Source organism: Myxococcus sp. CA033 (assembly GCF_013336625.1).
Taxonomy (GTDB): Bacteria; Myxococcota; Myxococcia; order Myxococcales; family Myxococcaceae; genus Myxococcus; species Myxococcus llanfairpwllgwyngyllgogerychwyrndrobwllllantysiliogogogochensis.
In genome coordinates this window covers 22,901-39,881 of record NZ_JABUMU010000035.1, presented here as the reverse complement: position 1 = coordinate 39,881, position 16,981 = coordinate 22,901, and the positions used below count along the sequence as shown (strand labels likewise).

Annotated in this window: 9 protein-coding genes; 4 read left to right on the top strand and 5 right to left on the bottom strand. The window is 70.0% G+C overall.

Translation table 11 applies throughout. From position 1 onward, the window contains the following. Window positions 1–295: 295 nt before the first annotated feature. Window positions 296–3,115, bottom strand: a complete 2,820-nt coding sequence (locus HUA78_RS43255; protein WP_217440171.1) for an aminotransferase class I/II-fold pyridoxal phosphate-dependent enzyme — start codon at window positions 3,113–3,115, stop codon at window positions 296–298. Between the two features lie 262 nt (window positions 3,116–3,377). On the opposite strand from HUA78_RS43255, the gene glsA reads away from it, so the two are divergent. The 3 genes from glsA to HUA78_RS43240 all read left to right on the top strand — a co-directional run bounded on the left by glsA (window position 3,378) and on the right by HUA78_RS43240 (window position 7,213). Continuing rightward, window positions 3,378–4,547 (top strand): glutaminase A, encoded by a 1,170-nt coding sequence (glsA, locus tag HUA78_RS43250; RefSeq protein ID WP_174478854.1) that lies wholly within the window; start codon window positions 3,378–3,380, stop codon window positions 4,545–4,547. A 333-nt stretch (window positions 4,548–4,880) separates the two neighbouring features. Next, window positions 4,881–6,083 (top strand): porin, encoded by a 1,203-nt coding sequence (locus HUA78_RS43245; protein WP_174458985.1) that lies wholly within the window; start codon window positions 4,881–4,883, stop codon window positions 6,081–6,083. A gap of 68 nt (window positions 6,084–6,151) precedes the next feature. After that, window positions 6,152–7,213 carry a LysR family transcriptional regulator gene (locus HUA78_RS43240; RefSeq protein ID WP_174462386.1) on the top strand — a complete coding sequence of 354 codons (1,062 nt, stop codon included), beginning with the start codon at window positions 6,152–6,154 and terminating at the stop codon, window positions 7,211–7,213. Here the strand turns inward: HUA78_RS43240 and HUA78_RS43235 are convergent. Further along, window positions 7,132–8,136, bottom strand: a complete 1,005-nt coding sequence (locus HUA78_RS43235; RefSeq protein ID WP_174462385.1) for a cyclase family protein — start codon at window positions 8,134–8,136, stop codon at window positions 7,132–7,134. The genes HUA78_RS43240 and HUA78_RS43235 overlap by 82 nt on opposite strands. Before the next feature lie 475 nt (window positions 8,137–8,611). Between HUA78_RS43235 and HUA78_RS43230 the strand changes: the two genes are divergently transcribed. Beyond that, window positions 8,612–10,030: a sigma 54-interacting transcriptional regulator gene (locus tag HUA78_RS43230; RefSeq protein ID WP_174459008.1), complete on the top strand. Its 1,419-nt coding sequence runs from the start codon at window positions 8,612–8,614 to the stop codon at window positions 10,028–10,030. Between the two features lie 3 nt (window positions 10,031–10,033). Here HUA78_RS43230 and HUA78_RS43225 read toward each other — a convergent pair whose 3' ends face one another. From HUA78_RS43225 to HUA78_RS43215, 3 genes are all read right to left on the bottom strand, one after another. Then, entirely contained in the window at window positions 10,034–11,431 is a 1,398-nt protein-coding gene (locus HUA78_RS43225; RefSeq protein ID WP_174478853.1) for a serine/threonine-protein kinase, read from the bottom strand. A 3-nt stretch (window positions 11,432–11,434) separates the two neighbouring features. Beyond that, on the bottom strand, window positions 11,435–12,931 hold the full coding sequence (locus HUA78_RS43220; RefSeq protein ID WP_174478852.1) for a hypothetical protein: 1,497 nt from the start codon (window positions 12,929–12,931) through the stop codon (window positions 11,435–11,437). Window positions 12,932–13,094: 163 nt separating this feature from the next. After that, window positions 13,095–16,976: a serine/threonine-protein kinase gene (locus HUA78_RS43215; RefSeq protein WP_174478851.1), complete on the bottom strand. Its 3,882-nt coding sequence runs from the start codon at window positions 16,974–16,976 to the stop codon at window positions 13,095–13,097. Between the last annotated feature and the right edge of the window lie 5 nt (window positions 16,977–16,981).

Here is a 16,981-nt window from a genome sequence, read left to right as displayed (position 1 = left end):
TGTCAACCTCGACGGGGCCGACACGCTGCCGTGGGGTGTACGCGATGGGGCTCCCCTGCCCCGTATCCAGGTGAACGACCCGCGACGTCGCACAGCCCACCATCAAAAGCCCCACCAGCAGGCTTCCTCCCAGACCTGGCCTCATCGCTTCCTCCGAGATGGGCCTCTCTTCTGAAACCAAGAGGACCCCAGGAGGAACCAACACGCGTGTCCGACGCACGAGATGAGGCTCCAGCACCCACCTCTGGCAGGAATGGAGCCCCTCATGGGGTCGCGCGACGTCGGTGTCGGCTGCTCAGTGCGGCGCGGGCACCGGGCCTTTCCCTGGCGCATGACGCGTGCCTCGGGCCCGTGGCGCTGGAAGCTCTCGCGCGCCGCCGCTCGCCACGCGCTCCAGTGCCGACTCCGTGAAGACGCTCAGGCCCAGCTCCGGCTGGTAGCCGTGGACCTCCTTCACGTCGAGCTTCCGCATGAACTCCACGATGCCCGGGCTCACCTCCTGCCCCGGCACCAGGATGGGGAAGCCCGGCGGATACGGCACCACGAAGCGCGTGGACACCAACGGACGCCCCGACTCCAGCGCCGCGCCCGCCTCCGTCAAGGGCACGAACTCGCAGTTCTCCTCGCCGTACGCCAGGAAGAACGCGGCGCGGAGGTCTCCCTCCCCCACGCCCCCTGACGGCTGGAAGGCAGGATGGAAGCCACTGAAGTCCGGCAGTGGCGGCAGCTCGTCGGTGATGGACCGCACCTTCGCGTCGAACAACCGGCGCTCCACCCCTGTCGACTGGGACAACGCCAACTCCAGTCGCTCCACCTCGTGCCGCAGCCCATCCAACAGGAAGGACAGCGAACCCCACGTGACGCCAATCGTCGCGTTCAGCAACACCGTGTTGATGGACGTGTGGTTCACCTGGATGCCCAGCCGGTCCATCAACACCTTGCTCCGGAACTCGAAGCCATTGCGCCCCGTGAGCGCGGTGAAGAGCGTCATGCGCGTGGGGTCCAGCACGAACTCGTCCTGGCTCCACGCCCGCCTCATGTCATCCACTCCCGCCGAGCCCGGGCCCACGTAGCGATTCAACCCCGACTTGCGGAACACCTCCGGCACCACCTGCTCCGCGTCCAACAGCCGCAGGTAGCGATGAAGCAACGGGTCCTCCCGCAGGCGCTCCCGCGTCCGCATCGCGAGCTGGAACGCCTCCTTCACCATCGCGAAGCCCTCCAGGTTCACCTGCCGCCGCGACAAATCCAACGACGCCACGATTTGATGGTTCGGAGACGTGGTGATGTGCGTGTAGTACGCCTCCGTGAGCGCCGCCGACGCGCGCCGCTCGAAGTCCTCATCCCAGACATGGAGCATGGAGCCCTGCCGGAAGGCGGACAGCGACTTGTGCGTGGACTGGGTGGCGTACACGCGCACCCGCACCTTGTCCGGATCCGCCATCAGGCGCTCCTCCATCGCCCGAGCCCCCGCCGCGGGGTCCCCATCCCCCCGGCGCGCGCGCCACGCCCGATACTCCTCGCGATAGGAGCGGCTGCGCAGCTTCTCCGCCAGGCGCTTCGCCGCGGCCATCGCCGTGCGCTGGCGCGCCAACGGCATGAAGGTGGCGTAGGCGAACCACGCCTCGTCCCAGAGGAAGGACAGGTCCGGCTTGATGGCGAGCAGTTCCTCCATCACCCGCTCCGGGTGATACACGAGCCCGTCGAACGTGCAGTTGGTGAGCACCACCAGCTTCACCTTGTCCAACCGCCCCGCCGACTTCAGCTCCAGCAGCTTCGCCTTCAGCGTGCTCAACGCCACGCCGCCGTACATGGCGTACTCACGCACCGGATACGCATCCAGGTACAAAGGCTGCGCCCCCGCCAGCACCAGTCCGTAGTGATGGGACTTGTGACAGTTGCGGTCGATGAGCACCACGTCACCCGGCTGGAGCAACGTCTGGTGGACGATCTTGTTCGCCGTCGACGTGCCGTTGGTGACGAAGAAGGTGTGCTGCGCGCCGAACGTCTGCGCCGCCTTCTCCTGCGCTTCCTTGATGGAGCCGGTGGGATCCAGCAGCGAATCCAGGCCGCCCGCCGTGGAGGACGACTCCGCCATGAACAGGTTGGGGCCGTAGAACTCCCCCATGTCCCGCAGCCAGCGCGAGTTGTAGACAGAGTGTCCCCGGGCAATCGGCAGCGCGTGGAAGTTGCCGATGGGCCGCGAGGCATAGTGCTTGAGCGCATCGAAGAACGGCGTCCGGTAGCGCTCGCGCACGCCATCCACCACGGTGACGTTCAGCTCATGCGCGGACTCGTACCGGTAGAAGACGCGGTCGAAGAGGCGCTCGGTGTGCAGCTCCCGGCTCACCAGCGACTCGTCGGTGATCAGGTAGATGTTGAGATGCGGGCGCAGCTGGCGCACCCAGCGCGCCACCACGAGGCTCGCCGCTTCACCCCTCCGCTCCGCCTCCGCCAGGATGGGCTCCAGCGTGGAGCGCAGCTGCTTCACCGGCGAGCGTGAGCGCAGGGGCAGGTCCTGCCGGACGACGCAGGCCTGCACGTCGTCATTGACGAGCACCGCCACCAGCGCGTCCTCCACCGAGCGGACCTGGAGCAGCTCGTAGATGAACTGCCGCTCCCCGCGCTGCGCATCCACCATGCCGCGATGGACTCGCGCGAAGTCCTCGGCCTCCATGTCATCCACCACCAGCGTGGTGAAGTAGTGCGAGCCCTCCGGCCCCAGCTCCCCCACCGCCCCGGACCGTTCGCCATCCACTTCCGACACCAGGCAGGCGCGGTCCCTGTGACGGCTCAACAACCCCACCAGCCGCCGAACTTCTTCGGCCAGCTCCTCCACGTCATGTCGGCGCGCCATCTCCGCCAGGCGCAGCAGGCGCGCCTCGCCCGGAAACACGAAGAGCCGCTCGATGGGGTGGACCTCCGCGAAGAGCGACAGCAGTTGCGCCACGCGCTCGTCGGAGGACACCTGTCCCTCCGAATACCGCGCCTCCAGCCGGGACATCTCCTCCCGCAAGCGGTTCCAGACATCCAGTCGGACCTGCTCGGGATTCAAGACCGCGGACAGCAGGTGGGATTGGACTCCGGACTCCAGCGAGGTCATGGGCTCCGCCATGGCGCTCCTTCCTTTTTGTCGACGGGCACCGGCGGAGCGCCGTGCGGCACGACGTCGGACAAGGTAGCCGTCACACGTCCACGGCAAAGCCTGGACGGCGGGGAGGGGCGTTGGCCTCACGCGTGGACGCATGGGCGCGGGGGCTCTCCTGCTCGGGTGCTCTCGAAGTTGCCGCGCGTCCCCCGAGGCCTCACTCCTCAACCACCAAAGCCGGGCGTCATGTGTCCGCTCGTAAGCGCCCTTGTCCTTGGAAGGAGATGACATGAAGCTCGCACTCCGTTGTCGAAGAAGCTGGTTGTTCTGCATGTGCCTCATGGCCCTCGCGGGGCCAGGCATCGCGCTCGCCGAGAGTCCCAAGGCGGCCACGAAGCCGTCGGACACCGCCTCCACGGCCGCACGCCCCTCCCAGGGCGACGAGGCGATGCCCACGGAGACGGAGATTCAGCAGGCGCTCCAGAAAGCCCACCAGCAGTTCCGCGGCACCAAGGAAGGCAAGAACGCGGACTACATCCCGTACCTCGCCACGGTGAACCCCAACCTCTTCGGCCTCGCGCTCGTCACCGTGGAGGGCAAGGTCTACACCGTGGGCGATGCCACCTCGCCCTTCCCCATCGAATCCCTCTCCAAACCCTTCACCCTGGCGCGGCTGATGGACGAGGTGGGCGCCAAGAAGGTCGAGGACAAGATTGGCGTGGATGCCACGGGGCAGCCCTTCAACTCCATCGTCGCCATCGAGATGAACGAGGACCACCGCGCCGGCAATCCGCTGGTCAACGCGGGCGCCATCACCTCCGTGAGCATGATTCCGGCGGCAACGCCCGAAGCCCGCTGGAAGAAGCTCAGCGACAACTTCAACGACTTCGCGGGCGCGGACCTCCCGGTGAACCAGGAGGTCTACAAGTCGGAGACGGAGACCAACACCCGCAACCAGTCCATCTCCGCGCTGCTGGACTCATACAAGGTGCTTGGCTCCCCCCGGGAGCAGGCACTCGACCTCTACACGCGGCAGTGCTCCGTCAACGTCACGGCCACGCAGCTCGCCACCATGGGCGCCACGCTGGCCAACGGTGGCACCAATCCCGTCACTGGCAAGAAGGTCGTCAGCCCGGACACGGCGCGCCGCACGCTGGCGCTGATGGCGACCAACGGCCTGTATGAGAGCACCGGCGAGTGGCTCTATCAGGCGGGCGTCCCCGCCAAGAGCGGCGTGGGCGGGGGCATCGTCGCCGTCGTTCCCGGTCGCTATGCCATCGCCGCCTTCTCGCCGCCGCTCGACAAGGCGGGCAACAGCGTGCGCTCGCAGCGGGCCATCAGCCAGGTCGTCAACTCGCTGGGGGACAATCTCTACGCCGCCACGCCCGGAGCGGCCAGCCAGCAGGGCACCGGCGGTGCCGGGCGCGACGAGCCCAAGAAGACGCGTCCCTCGCCGTAGCCACGCTCCCAGGTCCACACGCAAGGGCCTCTCCCGCCGGATGGGAGGGGCCCTTCGCGTCCGGGGCGGGCACGCCTCAGTGAACATGCCCCCCTCGTTCCGCGGCGGGACTTCAGCGCCCGCTTCACGCGTCGCCTCCCGATGCCTGTTCACGAGTCCCCACCCTCGAGAACGAGGCCGCTGTCCGTCAGCCATCGCGGAAGCGGCCCGGTCGTTCGCTCCGCGATAGCGCGCGCGCCGTGACGCTTCCTTCCCCCCGTCGCGTGCTCAGAGTGCCGCTCGGGTTCGCGTGAGAGCACAGGCGCGGGCAGCGCTCATTCGGGGGAACAGGGTATGCGTTGGATGCGAGTGGCGACGGCCGTCGTCGCGATGGGCACTGGACTCCTCGTACCGGCCGTGGGCCACGCGGAGGATGAAGAGAAGGACGACGACAAGAAGCCGTCGCTCACCGGGGGCTACGACGAGAAGAACGGCTTCCACATCCAGTCGGAGGATGGGAACTACCTGCTCGGCATCGGCCTGCAGGCGGGCTACAAGCTCGAGCCCGTCTTCCTGGATGGCAAGGCGGAGTCACGCACGGCCTTCTCGTTCCTCCGCCCCATCCTTCGCGGCAACATCTACCGGCCGTGGATTCGCTTCTGGACGTCGCTGGAGCTGGCGGATCCGCCCATCTACCTGCTCGACTCGCTGGTGGAGATCCAGCCCATCGACGAGGTGGGCGTCCGCGCGGGGCAGCAGTACACGCCCCTCAGCCGGCACGAGTCCTGGGGACCGCAGCAGATCCTCTTCCCCGAGTTCTCCACCATCGCCAACTACTACTGGACGGGCCGCGACAAGGGCGTGACCATCTTCGGGACGATGGAGCACCTGGAGTACTACGTGGGCATCTTCGGCGGCTCGCCGCTGCGCTCCATCCGCTCCGAGCCCGGCAAGTACCAGTTCAACGCACGCGCGACGTTCTCGCCCATGGGCAAGCCGGGCTACGGCGAGCTGCCGTACATCATGTCGGGAGACAAGGAGCCGCCTCCGCTCAACGTGTCCTTCACCCTGCAGGGCGCGGGCGGCGAGGTGACGCAGGTGAAGGAGAACTTCAACCCGGAGTCCGGTGTCTTCCAGATCCTCCGTGAAGGCGACCGGCGCTTCATCACCGGCGGCGTGGACCTCTTCATCCAGGCGCGCAGGTTCAGCTTCTTCGGCGAGTTGTACTACAGCCGGACGGACCCGCAGGACGCTTCGCAAAACTTCTCCAGCTTTGGCGCATGGGTTCAGGCCGACTATGTCTTCTACAAGAAGGTGCTCGACGCGGCCGTGCGGCTGAGCTTCCTCAACCCGAGCTTCGATCTGGACGACGACCTGCTCTACATCGCGGAAGCGCAGCTGGGCTGGTTCGTCAACGCCCCCCACCTCGCCTTCAAGCTGCGCTACCAGCTGGCCCACCAGGAGGCCGCCGCCGGAGCGGAAGCCGCCTCCGTCGTCATCCCCAAGGACGCGGGCACCTCCCAGCTCATCACCCTGCAGCTCAACCTGGCGTTCTAGCGCCACGTCTCCCGGGCATCCGCGCCGGCTTTGCGTTATCCCTGCGGCTGGCAAGGAGACGCGAAGCCATGCAGCCCATCGACCACGCGCATCTCTCCCGACTGGACCTGAATCTCCTGGTGGCGTTCGACGCCCTCATGCGCGAGCGCCACGTCACCCGGGCCGCCCACCGCGTCGGACTGGGCCAGCCCGCGATGAGCCACCACCTGGCCCGTCTGCGCGAGCTGCTCGGCGACGAGCTCTTCACCCGCGCGCCCACGGGCGTCGTCCCCACGCCCCATGCGCAGGCGCTCGCGGAGCCCGTGCGCAATGCGCTCGCGTGCCTCCAGGCCGTGCTCACCCAGCGCCCCTTCGACCCCGCCACGCAGGAGCGCCACTTCCGCGTGAGCCTGTCCGACGGACTCGAGTCCTCGCTGGTGCCGCCGTTCCTCGCGCTCGTCGCGGAGCAGGCCCCGGGCGTCACCCTCTCCCTCTCTCCGCTCCAGGAAGCGCGGGGGCTGGCGATGCTGGATGACGGCTCGTTGGACCTGCTCGTGGGTCCACCCATGGAGCAGGCCCCCCATCACAAGCTGCGGCTGTTCTGCGCCGGGGGCTATCTGGTCGTGTTCGACCCGAGCGTCGTGCGCGTGGACACGCAGCTGTCCATGGAAGACTTCCTCGCCATTCCGCATGTCCGCGTGTCGCGACGGGCGGACTCCAGCGACGCGGTGGATGACGCGCTCGCCAAGCTCCGCCTGCGCCGCCGCGTGGCCGTTCAGACGACCCACGCGCTCAGCGTGCCCCACCTCCTGCGCGGTGCGCGGCTGCTCGGCCTGCTGCCCCGGCGCTCGGCGCTGGCGAGCGCGAAGGCCTTTGGCCTGAGCGTGAGCCCGCCACCCCTGGCATTGACCGCGGACAGCATCGTGATGCGCTGGCATGCCTCGCGCGACTCCGACCCGGGCCACCGCTGGCTGCGCGAGGCGATGTTCCTCGCCGCCACGTCGAGCGGCGAGGACAACACCGCCACCCGGGTGGCGGCGCGGACGCCCCCGCCCCCGAAGCGCTCCCGTCAGAAGGTCGCGATGGGATTGACGGGCGAGCCCGTCCCGCCCTCGATGGCCAGGGGCGCGACGCTGAGGAGGAAGTCGTAGCGTCCGCGAGCCGCCGCCGCCTTCGCCAGGGCCTCCGGGTCCGCGTTGTCGATGACGTGGACGCCCAGCGTGTTGATGAGCAGCACGTGCACGGGCATCACGACGCCCTCCACCCCGGAGGGCAGCACGTCCAGTCCGACATCCGTCGCGACGATGGAGACCCCGCGCGCCGCGAGCCACTCCACGCTGGACGCATGAAGTCCCGGTGACTTCGAGGACACGTCCCAAGGCCCGACCGCCGCGCGGCGGGCCCAGCGCCCCGTGCGGACGATGATGGCGTCACCGCTCGACACCTTCACCTTCGTCTTGCGCTCCCACGCCTCCAGGTCCGCCGCGTGGATGGGCGTCCCGGGCTCCAGGTACGGCACGCCCTTGAACGCGGCCATGTCGATGAGGACTCCGCGCGTGAGCAGCCCGTCGCGCACCTCGTTCACCGAGAGCACCGAGCAGCCCTTCGAATCGACCTTCGACTGCGGGTAGCCGTTGTACGTCCGGCCCTCGTCGAAGACGTGGCAGAGCGCGTCGAGGTGCGTGTGGGACCAACCATGGAAACCGATGCCCAGGTGGTCCGCGCTGTACGTGGACTCGGGGGCCTCGCCGTGGAAGAGCATCTGGCGCTCCAGCGGTGAGGGGACGTCCGCGGCCTGCCGGGTCTCCAGGGTGTGCGCCAGCGAGACGGACACACCGTCGCGAACGAGCTTCGCGGCCTCCTTGCGCTTGGCTGGAGTGATGAGGTTCGCGGTGCCGAGCTGATCCTCCTGGCCCCAGCGCCCCCAGTTGCCGTGCTGCTTCTTCCAGTCCTGGATGGCCTCGCGGCTCGACAGCCCCCGCGCGACGGGAGTGCCCTGGGGCGGCGCGGCGACCACTGCCGCGCTCCACCCCGCGCTCGCGAGGACAAGGACCTGGATGAGTTTCTTGAACATGGTGCTCTCCTTTGCTGGGCATCCCCGGGTGCGGGGATGCGATCTCGCCCTCCTCGCGGTGCGGGGTGGCGGCATCACGTACCTAGCGACGGGGGACGGATGAGCCCAATCGAGCCCATCGATGACGGTCATCGACGCGCGGACCGGGCCTGGCTGTAACCCTCCGCGCTACAGGCGACCGGGATTTGTAGCGCTACAAGTCACTCCGTCCGTCGGTGGGCGCCGGACAACCCAGGGAGCGGGTATGGCGGCACACCCGCTGCAGTGCCCAGGCTCGCCACACGGTCGGGAGCAACCCACCACGGCCGTGAGCTCTGTGTCGCAGGGGGGCCGGGGGGCGGAGTGGGGGGCGCGGAGCCCGGCCGGTGTCTCGCCGCGCCGGGTCTCCGCGAGGGCGTTCCCCGGAGTCCTGCCAGGCAGGCGGAGATGGATGAGCGAAGACTCGGCGTCACGCGGCCATGTTATCCTGAAGCTCATGTCTGCTTCCGACCGGGCCCGCACAACCCCCTTAACTCCAGACGTGCAGAACGATTCGCTCTGGAAGCTGGAGGCCCGGGACTCAGGAGACGAAGCGCTGCACGTGACGCTGCCCTATGAGCAAGGGCGCCGTGCCTATGACGCGTCGACGGTGCGCCGCTTCCGCCTGACGGTGGTGGAAGGCACCAACTCCGGCAGCACGTGGGAGTCCACGGCGGACACCTGCTCGGTGGGCTCGCACCCGCTCAACGACTTCGCGGTGGATGACTCCACCGTGTCGCGCTTCCACTGCGAGATTCGCATCGGCCCCAAGGGCCCCCAGGTGAGGGACCTGGACAGCCTCAACGGCGTCATCCTGGATGGCGTCCAGGTGATGGAGGGCGTGCTGCGCAGCGGCTCCCTCTTGAGGTTGGGCCGCGTGGTGCTGCGGTTCGACTTCAGCGCGGAGAACAACCGGCTGCCGGTGTCGGAGAGCACGCGCTTCGGGACGCTCGTGGGCGCCTCAGTGGCCATGCGCGTGTGCTTCGCGATGATGGAGCGCGCCGCGTCTCGCGACGTCACGGTGCTGCTGGAGGGCGAGACGGGCACGGGCAAGAGCCAGGCCGCGCAGGCCATCCACGACGCGGGCCGCCGCAAGGACGGGCCCTTCCTCGTGGTGGACTGCGGCGCCATCCCCGCGCACCTCCTGGAGAGCGAGCTGTTCGGCCACGAGAAGGGCGCCTTCACCGGCGCCGTCCATCGCCGCGCGGGCGTCTTCGAGGAGGCCATTGGCGGCACCGTCTTCCTCGACGAGATTGGCGAGCTGCCCGCGGAGCTGCAGCCCAAGCTGCTGCGCGTGCTGGAGAACCGGGAGATTCGCCGCGTCGGCAGCAACACGTACCAGCCGGTGGACGTGCGGTTGATGGCGGCCACGCACCGTGACTTGCGCGCGGAGGTCAACGCGGGACGCTTCCGCTCGGACCTCTTCTTCCGGCTCGCGGTTCTGCGCATCCCCCTGCCCCCGCTGCGTCAGCGTCCGGAGGACCTGCCCCTGCTGGTGGAGGGCATCCTCGGCTCGCTGGGCGCGGACCGCGAGCGCACGGCCTCGCTGCGCACGCCGGACTTCCTGGCGCGCCTGCGCTACGCGGCGTGGCCCGGCAACGTGCGCGAGCTGCGCAACTACCTGGAGCGCTGCCTCGTCTTCGAGGAAGCCGTGGAGCTGACCGAGGACGAGTCGCGCTCGGGCAACCCCATGGAGGTGGACCCCAGCCTGCCCTACGCGGACCAGCGCCGCCGCGCGGTGGACGACTTCGAGCGGCGCTATCTGCGTGCGCTGCTGGAGAAGCACCAGGGCAAGGTGGCCCAGGCCGCCGTCACCGCGGGCATGGACCGGGTGCATCTCTACCGACTGCTGCGCCGCCACGGCATCAAGCCGTGAGCGTCAGCGTCGGCCGGTGACGCGGGACCAGATGGCTCCGCCGCCCGGCAACGGCGCGGCGAGGAAGCCCGACTCCAAGTCCCGCAGCGCCGCCCCGGTGGCCACCAGCCCCGCGTCCTGGAAGTCCGCGACCCAGCCGGGAAGGTGCAGCAGGCTGCCGTCCGCGCTCCCGCGTCCCTCTGAACTGGGAAGGCGGTCCACGTGGACGGTGATGGCCAGCTCCACGGGCACGCCGTCCGCATCGCGGGAGTCGCGCGCGCCCTCCAGCAGCGACAGGGCCGCCGCGAGCACACGCTCACGCACGGCGCGCTCGGAGACGGCGTCATCGGGCAGAGCCGCCAGCGCCATGAGGCAGCCGCTCCCCTCCAGTCGCACCTCGAGCCCCGCCTCCCGAGCTACCGCGCCGGTCCGCTCCAGCAGGGAGTCCATCCGCTCCAGCAGCGCGGAGTCGGGGGCCCGCGACAGTCGCGCTTCCGCGTAGAGCGCGACCGCGTGGCCCTGGGCCTCGCGCGGCTTCTCTCCTCCCACCGCGCGCCGCAGGTCCTCCAGCAGCACGACGACGTCCGGGTAGCGGTCCTCGCGATTCTTGGCCAGACAGCGCAGCACCACGTCGTCCAGCGCCTCGGGCACCGGGGCTCGCTCGCCGGGCCTCGGAGGGGGCGCGTGCAGGTGCTGCTCCTCGACTTCATGCCGGGTGGCGCCCTGGAAGGGAGGCTGTCCGGTGACGAGCTGGAACAGCAGCACGCCCAGCGCGTACAGGTCCGTGCGGGCATCGGGCGCCTCACCGCGAATCTGCTCCGGCGCCATGGACAGCGGCGTGCCCAGGGCCACGCCGGTATGGGTGAGCGACGAAGCACCGGGCGAGTCCGCCGTCAGCCCCTTCGCCACGCCGAAGTCCACCAGCTTCACCACGAGAGCCTCGCCGCTCCCGGACAGCTTCATCACGTTCTGCGCCTTGAGGTCCCGGTGCACCACGCCCGCGGCATGGGCCACCCGCAGCGCGGCGCCCACCTGCTCCAGCACCTCCAGCGCCTCACGTGAGGACAGAGGACCCCGCGCCGCCAGCTCCGCGGCCAGGTCCCTGCCCTCCAGCCACTCCATGGCGATGAAGGGCCTGCCATCCGGGAGCTCGCCATAGTCGTGCACACCGACGATGTGCGGATGACTCAGCCGCTGGAGCGTGGCCGCCTCGCGACGGAAGCGGCGCAGCGCGGTGTCCGTCGTCAGCGCCGACGACTGGAGGACCTTCAGCGCCGAGGCGCCTCCGCCTCCCACGTCCCGAGCACGATAGAGGGTGGAGACCGGGCCTCGGTAGTGGACGCGCTCCACCACCCAACGACCCACCAGGGCTCCTGGCCGCAGCTCCTCGCCATAGAGCGACTCCACGCCTCCCGTCGTCATCGACTAGCGCTCCTTGCGCGGTCGCACCGTGCGGCCGCACAGCTTGCCCGTTTGGTCATCGCTCACGGGCCCACACGGGTCATGGAGGAACGTGGTCACCGGCTCCTTCCAGATGTTCCCGTAGGGGTCCTTGCACCGCTCGTAGTCGCCGTCTCCGGGCACCTGCGGGCCGTCATTCACCTCGCACCTGCCTGGCAGGGACGGCTTCACGGCGGAGCCCCAGCACGGCCCCGCGACGGTGGCCGCGCAGTTGGCGCCAGCGTTGGGGAGCGCGCAGACGCGATGCGAGGAGTACGCCGCGCCGTCGCCCCAGGAAGGGTCGTAGCAGGAGTACATCTTCCTGTAGATGGCACCTTCGATGATGGCGTCGTCGCCGACCACGACGAAACGCGGTCGCTCGCCACCGACCTGCACCTCCTCCACGGACACCTTGGTGGCCAGGGCCTTCGGGTCGAAGACGTTGCCGTAGAAGGCGCCCTCGCGCACCGCGAACACTTGCGACTCGGACAGCGCATAGCGCGCGGGCGAGTCAGCTGACACGTCCACGCTCGCGGTGCCCGCGTCGTCGCTGTCCCACGGCGCCGTCATCACGCTGTAGTAGCCCTCCGCGGGGCAGGTGAAGGTGACAATGGGTTCCGAGCCAGCGCAGCTCGAGTCCCCTTCGCCCAGATTGGTGGTGCGGGCCGAATCGCAGCCGACGACTCCCGAGCAGACGCGCAACACCATCTGGGCACCCGAGCTGGCCCCCACCGCCGGACCGGGGCACGAGACAACTCCCCCCGCGCCCAACGACACCGTCGACCCCGGGATACACGCGCCGATGCCGTCGGCCGTCCAGCCACAGTCGCGCTGGGCGCCCGTCTCGCTCCCGGTACACAGGGCGAAGCTGTCGAGCTTCACGGCCGTGGTCGGCTCGTACTCGGCGGGCTTCGTCACGGCCTCCAGATAGAAGATGCTCGGGTCTCCCGGCACCTCGCCCCGGATGGACAGCTCCACTCGGCGGCCCAGCGCGTTGTTGCGCGACAGGAGGCACGCGGAGACCCGGTTGAGACACGCCTGCGAGGGAGCCGACGTGAGCCACTGCGTGCACAGGCCCGCCTTGCCACCCCACACGCGGGGGCCCGGGTTCGAACCTCGGGGGTTGTAGTACCAGAGCGTCTGGTTGGGCCCCAGCGCGCAGCTCACCAGGTACTCCATGAACTTCTGCGCGTCCGGGTCATGCAGCTGCTTGAGGATGCGCGGGTCTCCACCTAGCGGGCTGAAGAGGTCCACCAGCCTCGTCGTCGCCAGCAGCCCGTTGGCTTCGGGGTTGGTGCCGATGGCATTGAGGACGAGCGCGTCGGTGGACAGGGAGTTGGCGATGCGAATCTCCGCCTGGCTCTCTCCGACCTCGGGTGCTGGAGGGGTGGTGGGCCCACTTCCTCCTCCACCACAGCCGGCCAGGACCAGGCACAGCACGGACACGATTCCCGACGGGGGGCGACGGACAGTGACACCCATGGACGCTCCTCCAGTGAAAAACACGGAATTGGCGAAATACCCCCTACAGAAGCACGCTCCAGGCCAGCGCGCCGCCGGTCACCTTGCCGTCTCGAAGCCGCCCTGGCAGGTCGTCCGCTGTAGCGCGGAAGGTCACGTCCGCGCGGCTTTGTAGCGGCTCGCGCTACACCCGCCTCGCTACGTCCTGGAGGGCGGCGAGCCGGGGGCGCCACAGGGGCGCGGCTGACACGGCGCTCTCGGCCTGGGCCAACCAGATGAGGCCCTCCGCCAGCTTGCGGGCGGCGAAGGCGGAGTGCGCGGCCTGGAGGAGCAGCTCCGCCTTCTCGTCGGGGGAGGCCAGCTCTCGCGCCTCTTCCTCCAGGGCATGCCAGGCCCGGGACTCATGTGAGCCCGCACCGGCCTCGGCCTCGCGCACCTGGAGCTCCACCAACCGACGCATGACCGCGGTGGGAGGCAGGGACGCCGGCGGACAATGGGACTCAATCCAGCGCAGTTGTCGGGACGCCTCTCCCAGGTCGCCCAGCGCGGCGCCGATGCGCGCGAGCAGCAACGCATCCAGGGGCACCGGGTGCTCGAGGAAGAAGCGAACCCCCAGCTCGTGCGAGCGACGCGCCAGCGGCAGGGCCTCCGCCAATCGCCCTTGCATGTAGAGCACCTCCGCGAGGTTGAAGGTGGACCAACGCTCCACCTGGGCGTGGCCCAGCTCGCGGCCCAGGCCCATGGCGCGGCGCAGGTCTCCTTCCATTCGCGTCACGTCGCCCTGCCCCAGCCACAACAACACGCGGTTGATGAGGGTGGCGGCCAGGTGCAGCGCATCGCCGGCGGCCTCGCAGCGCGACACGGCCTCCTCGAAACGAGCGGCGGCTTCCTCCGTGCGCTGGAGGAAGGTCAGCGCAGAGCCCAGCATGGCCAGGGCGACGACGAGCGTCTCATGCTCGCGCGCGCCCTCGGCGCCCTCGACGACGGAGGAGAGGATGCGCGCAGCCGGGCCCCACTCTCCCTGACGCACGTGCAGACGGCCCCGGGCCAGCGAGCAGCGCAGGGACAGGCGCGGGTCATCGAGGTGTTCGATTCGCTCCAGCGCCTCGCGCGCGCACGCCGTCGAGCCATCCACGTCCTCCATCCAGTCACGCGCGGTGGCCTCCTCCAGCAGCAGGTCCAAAGACAGGGCCATGTCGCCGCGGCCCTCCGCGAGGACTCGCGCCGCGGCCAGGTCTCCGAGCCCTTCATGGAAGCGCTGCAGGCGATGCCGCACACGGCCGCGTCCGGCCAGCGCGAGTGCCCGGCGCCCCGTGTCTTCTTCCAGCAGCAGGGAGAGGGCGCGCGTGAAGTGCTGCTCCGCCTCCACCGACTGGTGCGCACGACGCGCCTCCTCGGCCAGAACCAGGAAGGCGATGGCGGCCTCCTCGTGCGCGCCACAGGCCGCGGCATGGTGCGCGCGACGACGGCGCTCCGCGGGCGAGTTGCCCGAGGTGGCCTGGCGCGCGGCGGCATGCAGTGCGCGGCGTGTCGCGGGAGGAAGGAGTGCTTCGAGCGCCTCGCGCAGCAGCGGATGACGGAAGGCGAAGCGCCCCAGGCCCATGGGTCGCAGCAGTCCGGCGCGAGCGAGTCGCTGCAAGCCCGCGCCCGCGTCCAGCGAGGTGGCCACGCCCACCTGTTCGTCGCGCGGTTCCAGGTACCGCAGGGCCGCGTCCACGCGCGTGACATCCAGCTCGGAGCCCAGCACCGCGCACAGGCGCGCCAGCACGCCATGGGCCTCGGGCAGTCCCGCGAGCACGCGCGTGGCCAGGCGCTGAAACAGCGGCGTCACAGACACGTCCAGCAGCGCGTCCGGGGCGATGTACCAACCCCCGCCCGGCGCGGCACGCAGCGCCCCGGCGGTCCTCAGTGCGACCGCCAGCTCCACCAGGGACAGGGGCACGCCCTGGGCCAGTTGCTCCAGGCGCGCCAGCACGGGCTCGGGGACATGCTCCGCCGGACGAAGCAGGTGCAGGAGCAAGGCGCGACTGGCCTCGGGCGGCAGGGGCGGCAGGACATGCCGCGACGCGTGCGCGCTACGCTCGCCCAGGTGAGGACGCAGCCCGAGCAGCGCGGGTCGAGCCACCACGCAGACCCACAGCGGAGCGGACGCACCAGCCAGCGTGGCCACTTCCAGCGCATCCAGGCTGGTGGGGTCGGCCAGGTGGGCATCATCCAGCAACAACACGCGAGGCGTCTCGCGCGCGCGGTGTCGGAGCGCCTCGGCGAGCCAGCGCGCGGCGGCGTGGCGCGCATCGGCGAGGGGAATGGGTCCGGAGCGAGGAGTCTCGGGGAGTGGCGATGCCCCCTCGCCGACGGAGGCCCGCAGCACGTCCAGCATGGCCTCCGGAGCCGAGACGTCGGGAGCCGCCGCGCGCAGGCGGAAGACCTGGGCACGGCCCTCGGCCTCCAACCGTGTCGCGAGCGCCTCGATGACCCGTGACTTGCCTTGCCCCACGTCACCGGTGAGGACCGAGAAGCCGGGCACGCCGAGGGTGAGGCAGCGCGTGGCCTCCTGGATGAGCAGGTCGACCAATGGCTCGCGCCCCACGAGCGGAGGCGGCTCCGACACTGAGCTGGAGGCACCGCTGTCGAGCAACCGCAGTCGTCCGCCGACGGGCGTGGACTCGACGACGCTCGCCTCCGAGGAAGCCACCGCCTCGGTGGCCCCTGGCTCCAGTCGCGCGGCTGCGGCGGCGGTGACACGTGTCTCGCCCGGCACCCATTCAGTGGGCCACCAGTCGCCCGTCGCGTCGAGGGCGGGCCCCGCCATCCGCAGCGTGGAGGTCCCCACGAGGACATGCAGCTCCGCGAGGTGGAGGACCGCCGAGGACTCGCCCTCTTCCACCAGTCGCCGCGCGGTGAGCGCGCCGGCGCGGACGTTCGCTTCGGCGGTGAGCGACTCGGCGAAGGCGATGACATAGCCACCGCGCTTCACACGCGCGATGACGCCTCCTTGCGGTTCGATGGCGGCCAGCACCGCATCCACGGACAGCGAGGCATGCAGGCCCAGCAGCGCCACGTGCCGGACTCCCGAGCCGACGACCTGGAGCGCCGAGGCGGCGGGGACTTCGCCGGGCTGGACGACGCTCGGAGAGACCGCGACGTGACAGGCCGCATCGAAAGCGGCGAGCACATCGGGAGCCCGGGCAAAGCGCTCCGTCGGGGACTTGGCCAGACACGTGCGCAGCACCTCATCGAGCGCGGGAGGAAGCGCGCAACGTTCCGAGACACGGGGCGGTCTCAAGCTGACGTGGCCGTGGCGGATCTGCTCCGGGCTGCCGACGAAGGGGGGCGCGCCCGTGAGCAACTCGAAGAGGAGGACTCCCAGCGAGTAGATGTCGGCCGACGTGCTGGCGAGCCGGGCATCGAGACACTGCTCTGGAGCCATGTAGAGCGGCGTGCCCAGCCGCTGTCCCGCGGGGGTCACGCCCGGAAGAAGCTCGTCCGCCAGGTCGTCGCCCTCGACGTCATAGAAACGCGCCAGGCCCAGGTCGAGCAGGCTGAGCGCGCCACCTTCGCGCAGGAAGACGTTCTCCGGCTTGAGGTCCCGGTGCGCGACGCCCGCGGCATGCGTCCGCTCCAGCGCCGAGCACAACCCACGGAGCATCTCCCGGACATGCGACAGCGACGCGGCGCCGGAGCCGGGCAGCGCGGCCATCCACGCGGCGAGCGTCTGGCCATGCAGGTGTTCCATCACCAGGAAGGGACGCCCGCGAGCCACGCCGTGCTCGAGCAACTCCGGCACGGTGGGAGGCCCCACGCGGCGCAGGGCGGTGGCCTCGCGAGCAAAGCGCTCGTGGTGAGGTCCATGGCCCAGCTTCAGGGCCACCTCGCGACCATCCGAGTCCCGATACGCGGTGAAGACCTGCGAGAAGCCACCGCTGCCCAGGGGCGCGGCGACGCGCACGCCAGGAACGTCCGCGAGCGGCAGTCCTTCGTTGGCAGGGCCGCCAGCATCTCGCGAGCCGTGCACGGGGCAGGCCGCGCCCGGCAAAAGGCGGCGGTAGCAGTTCGGGCAGCGCATCGGTG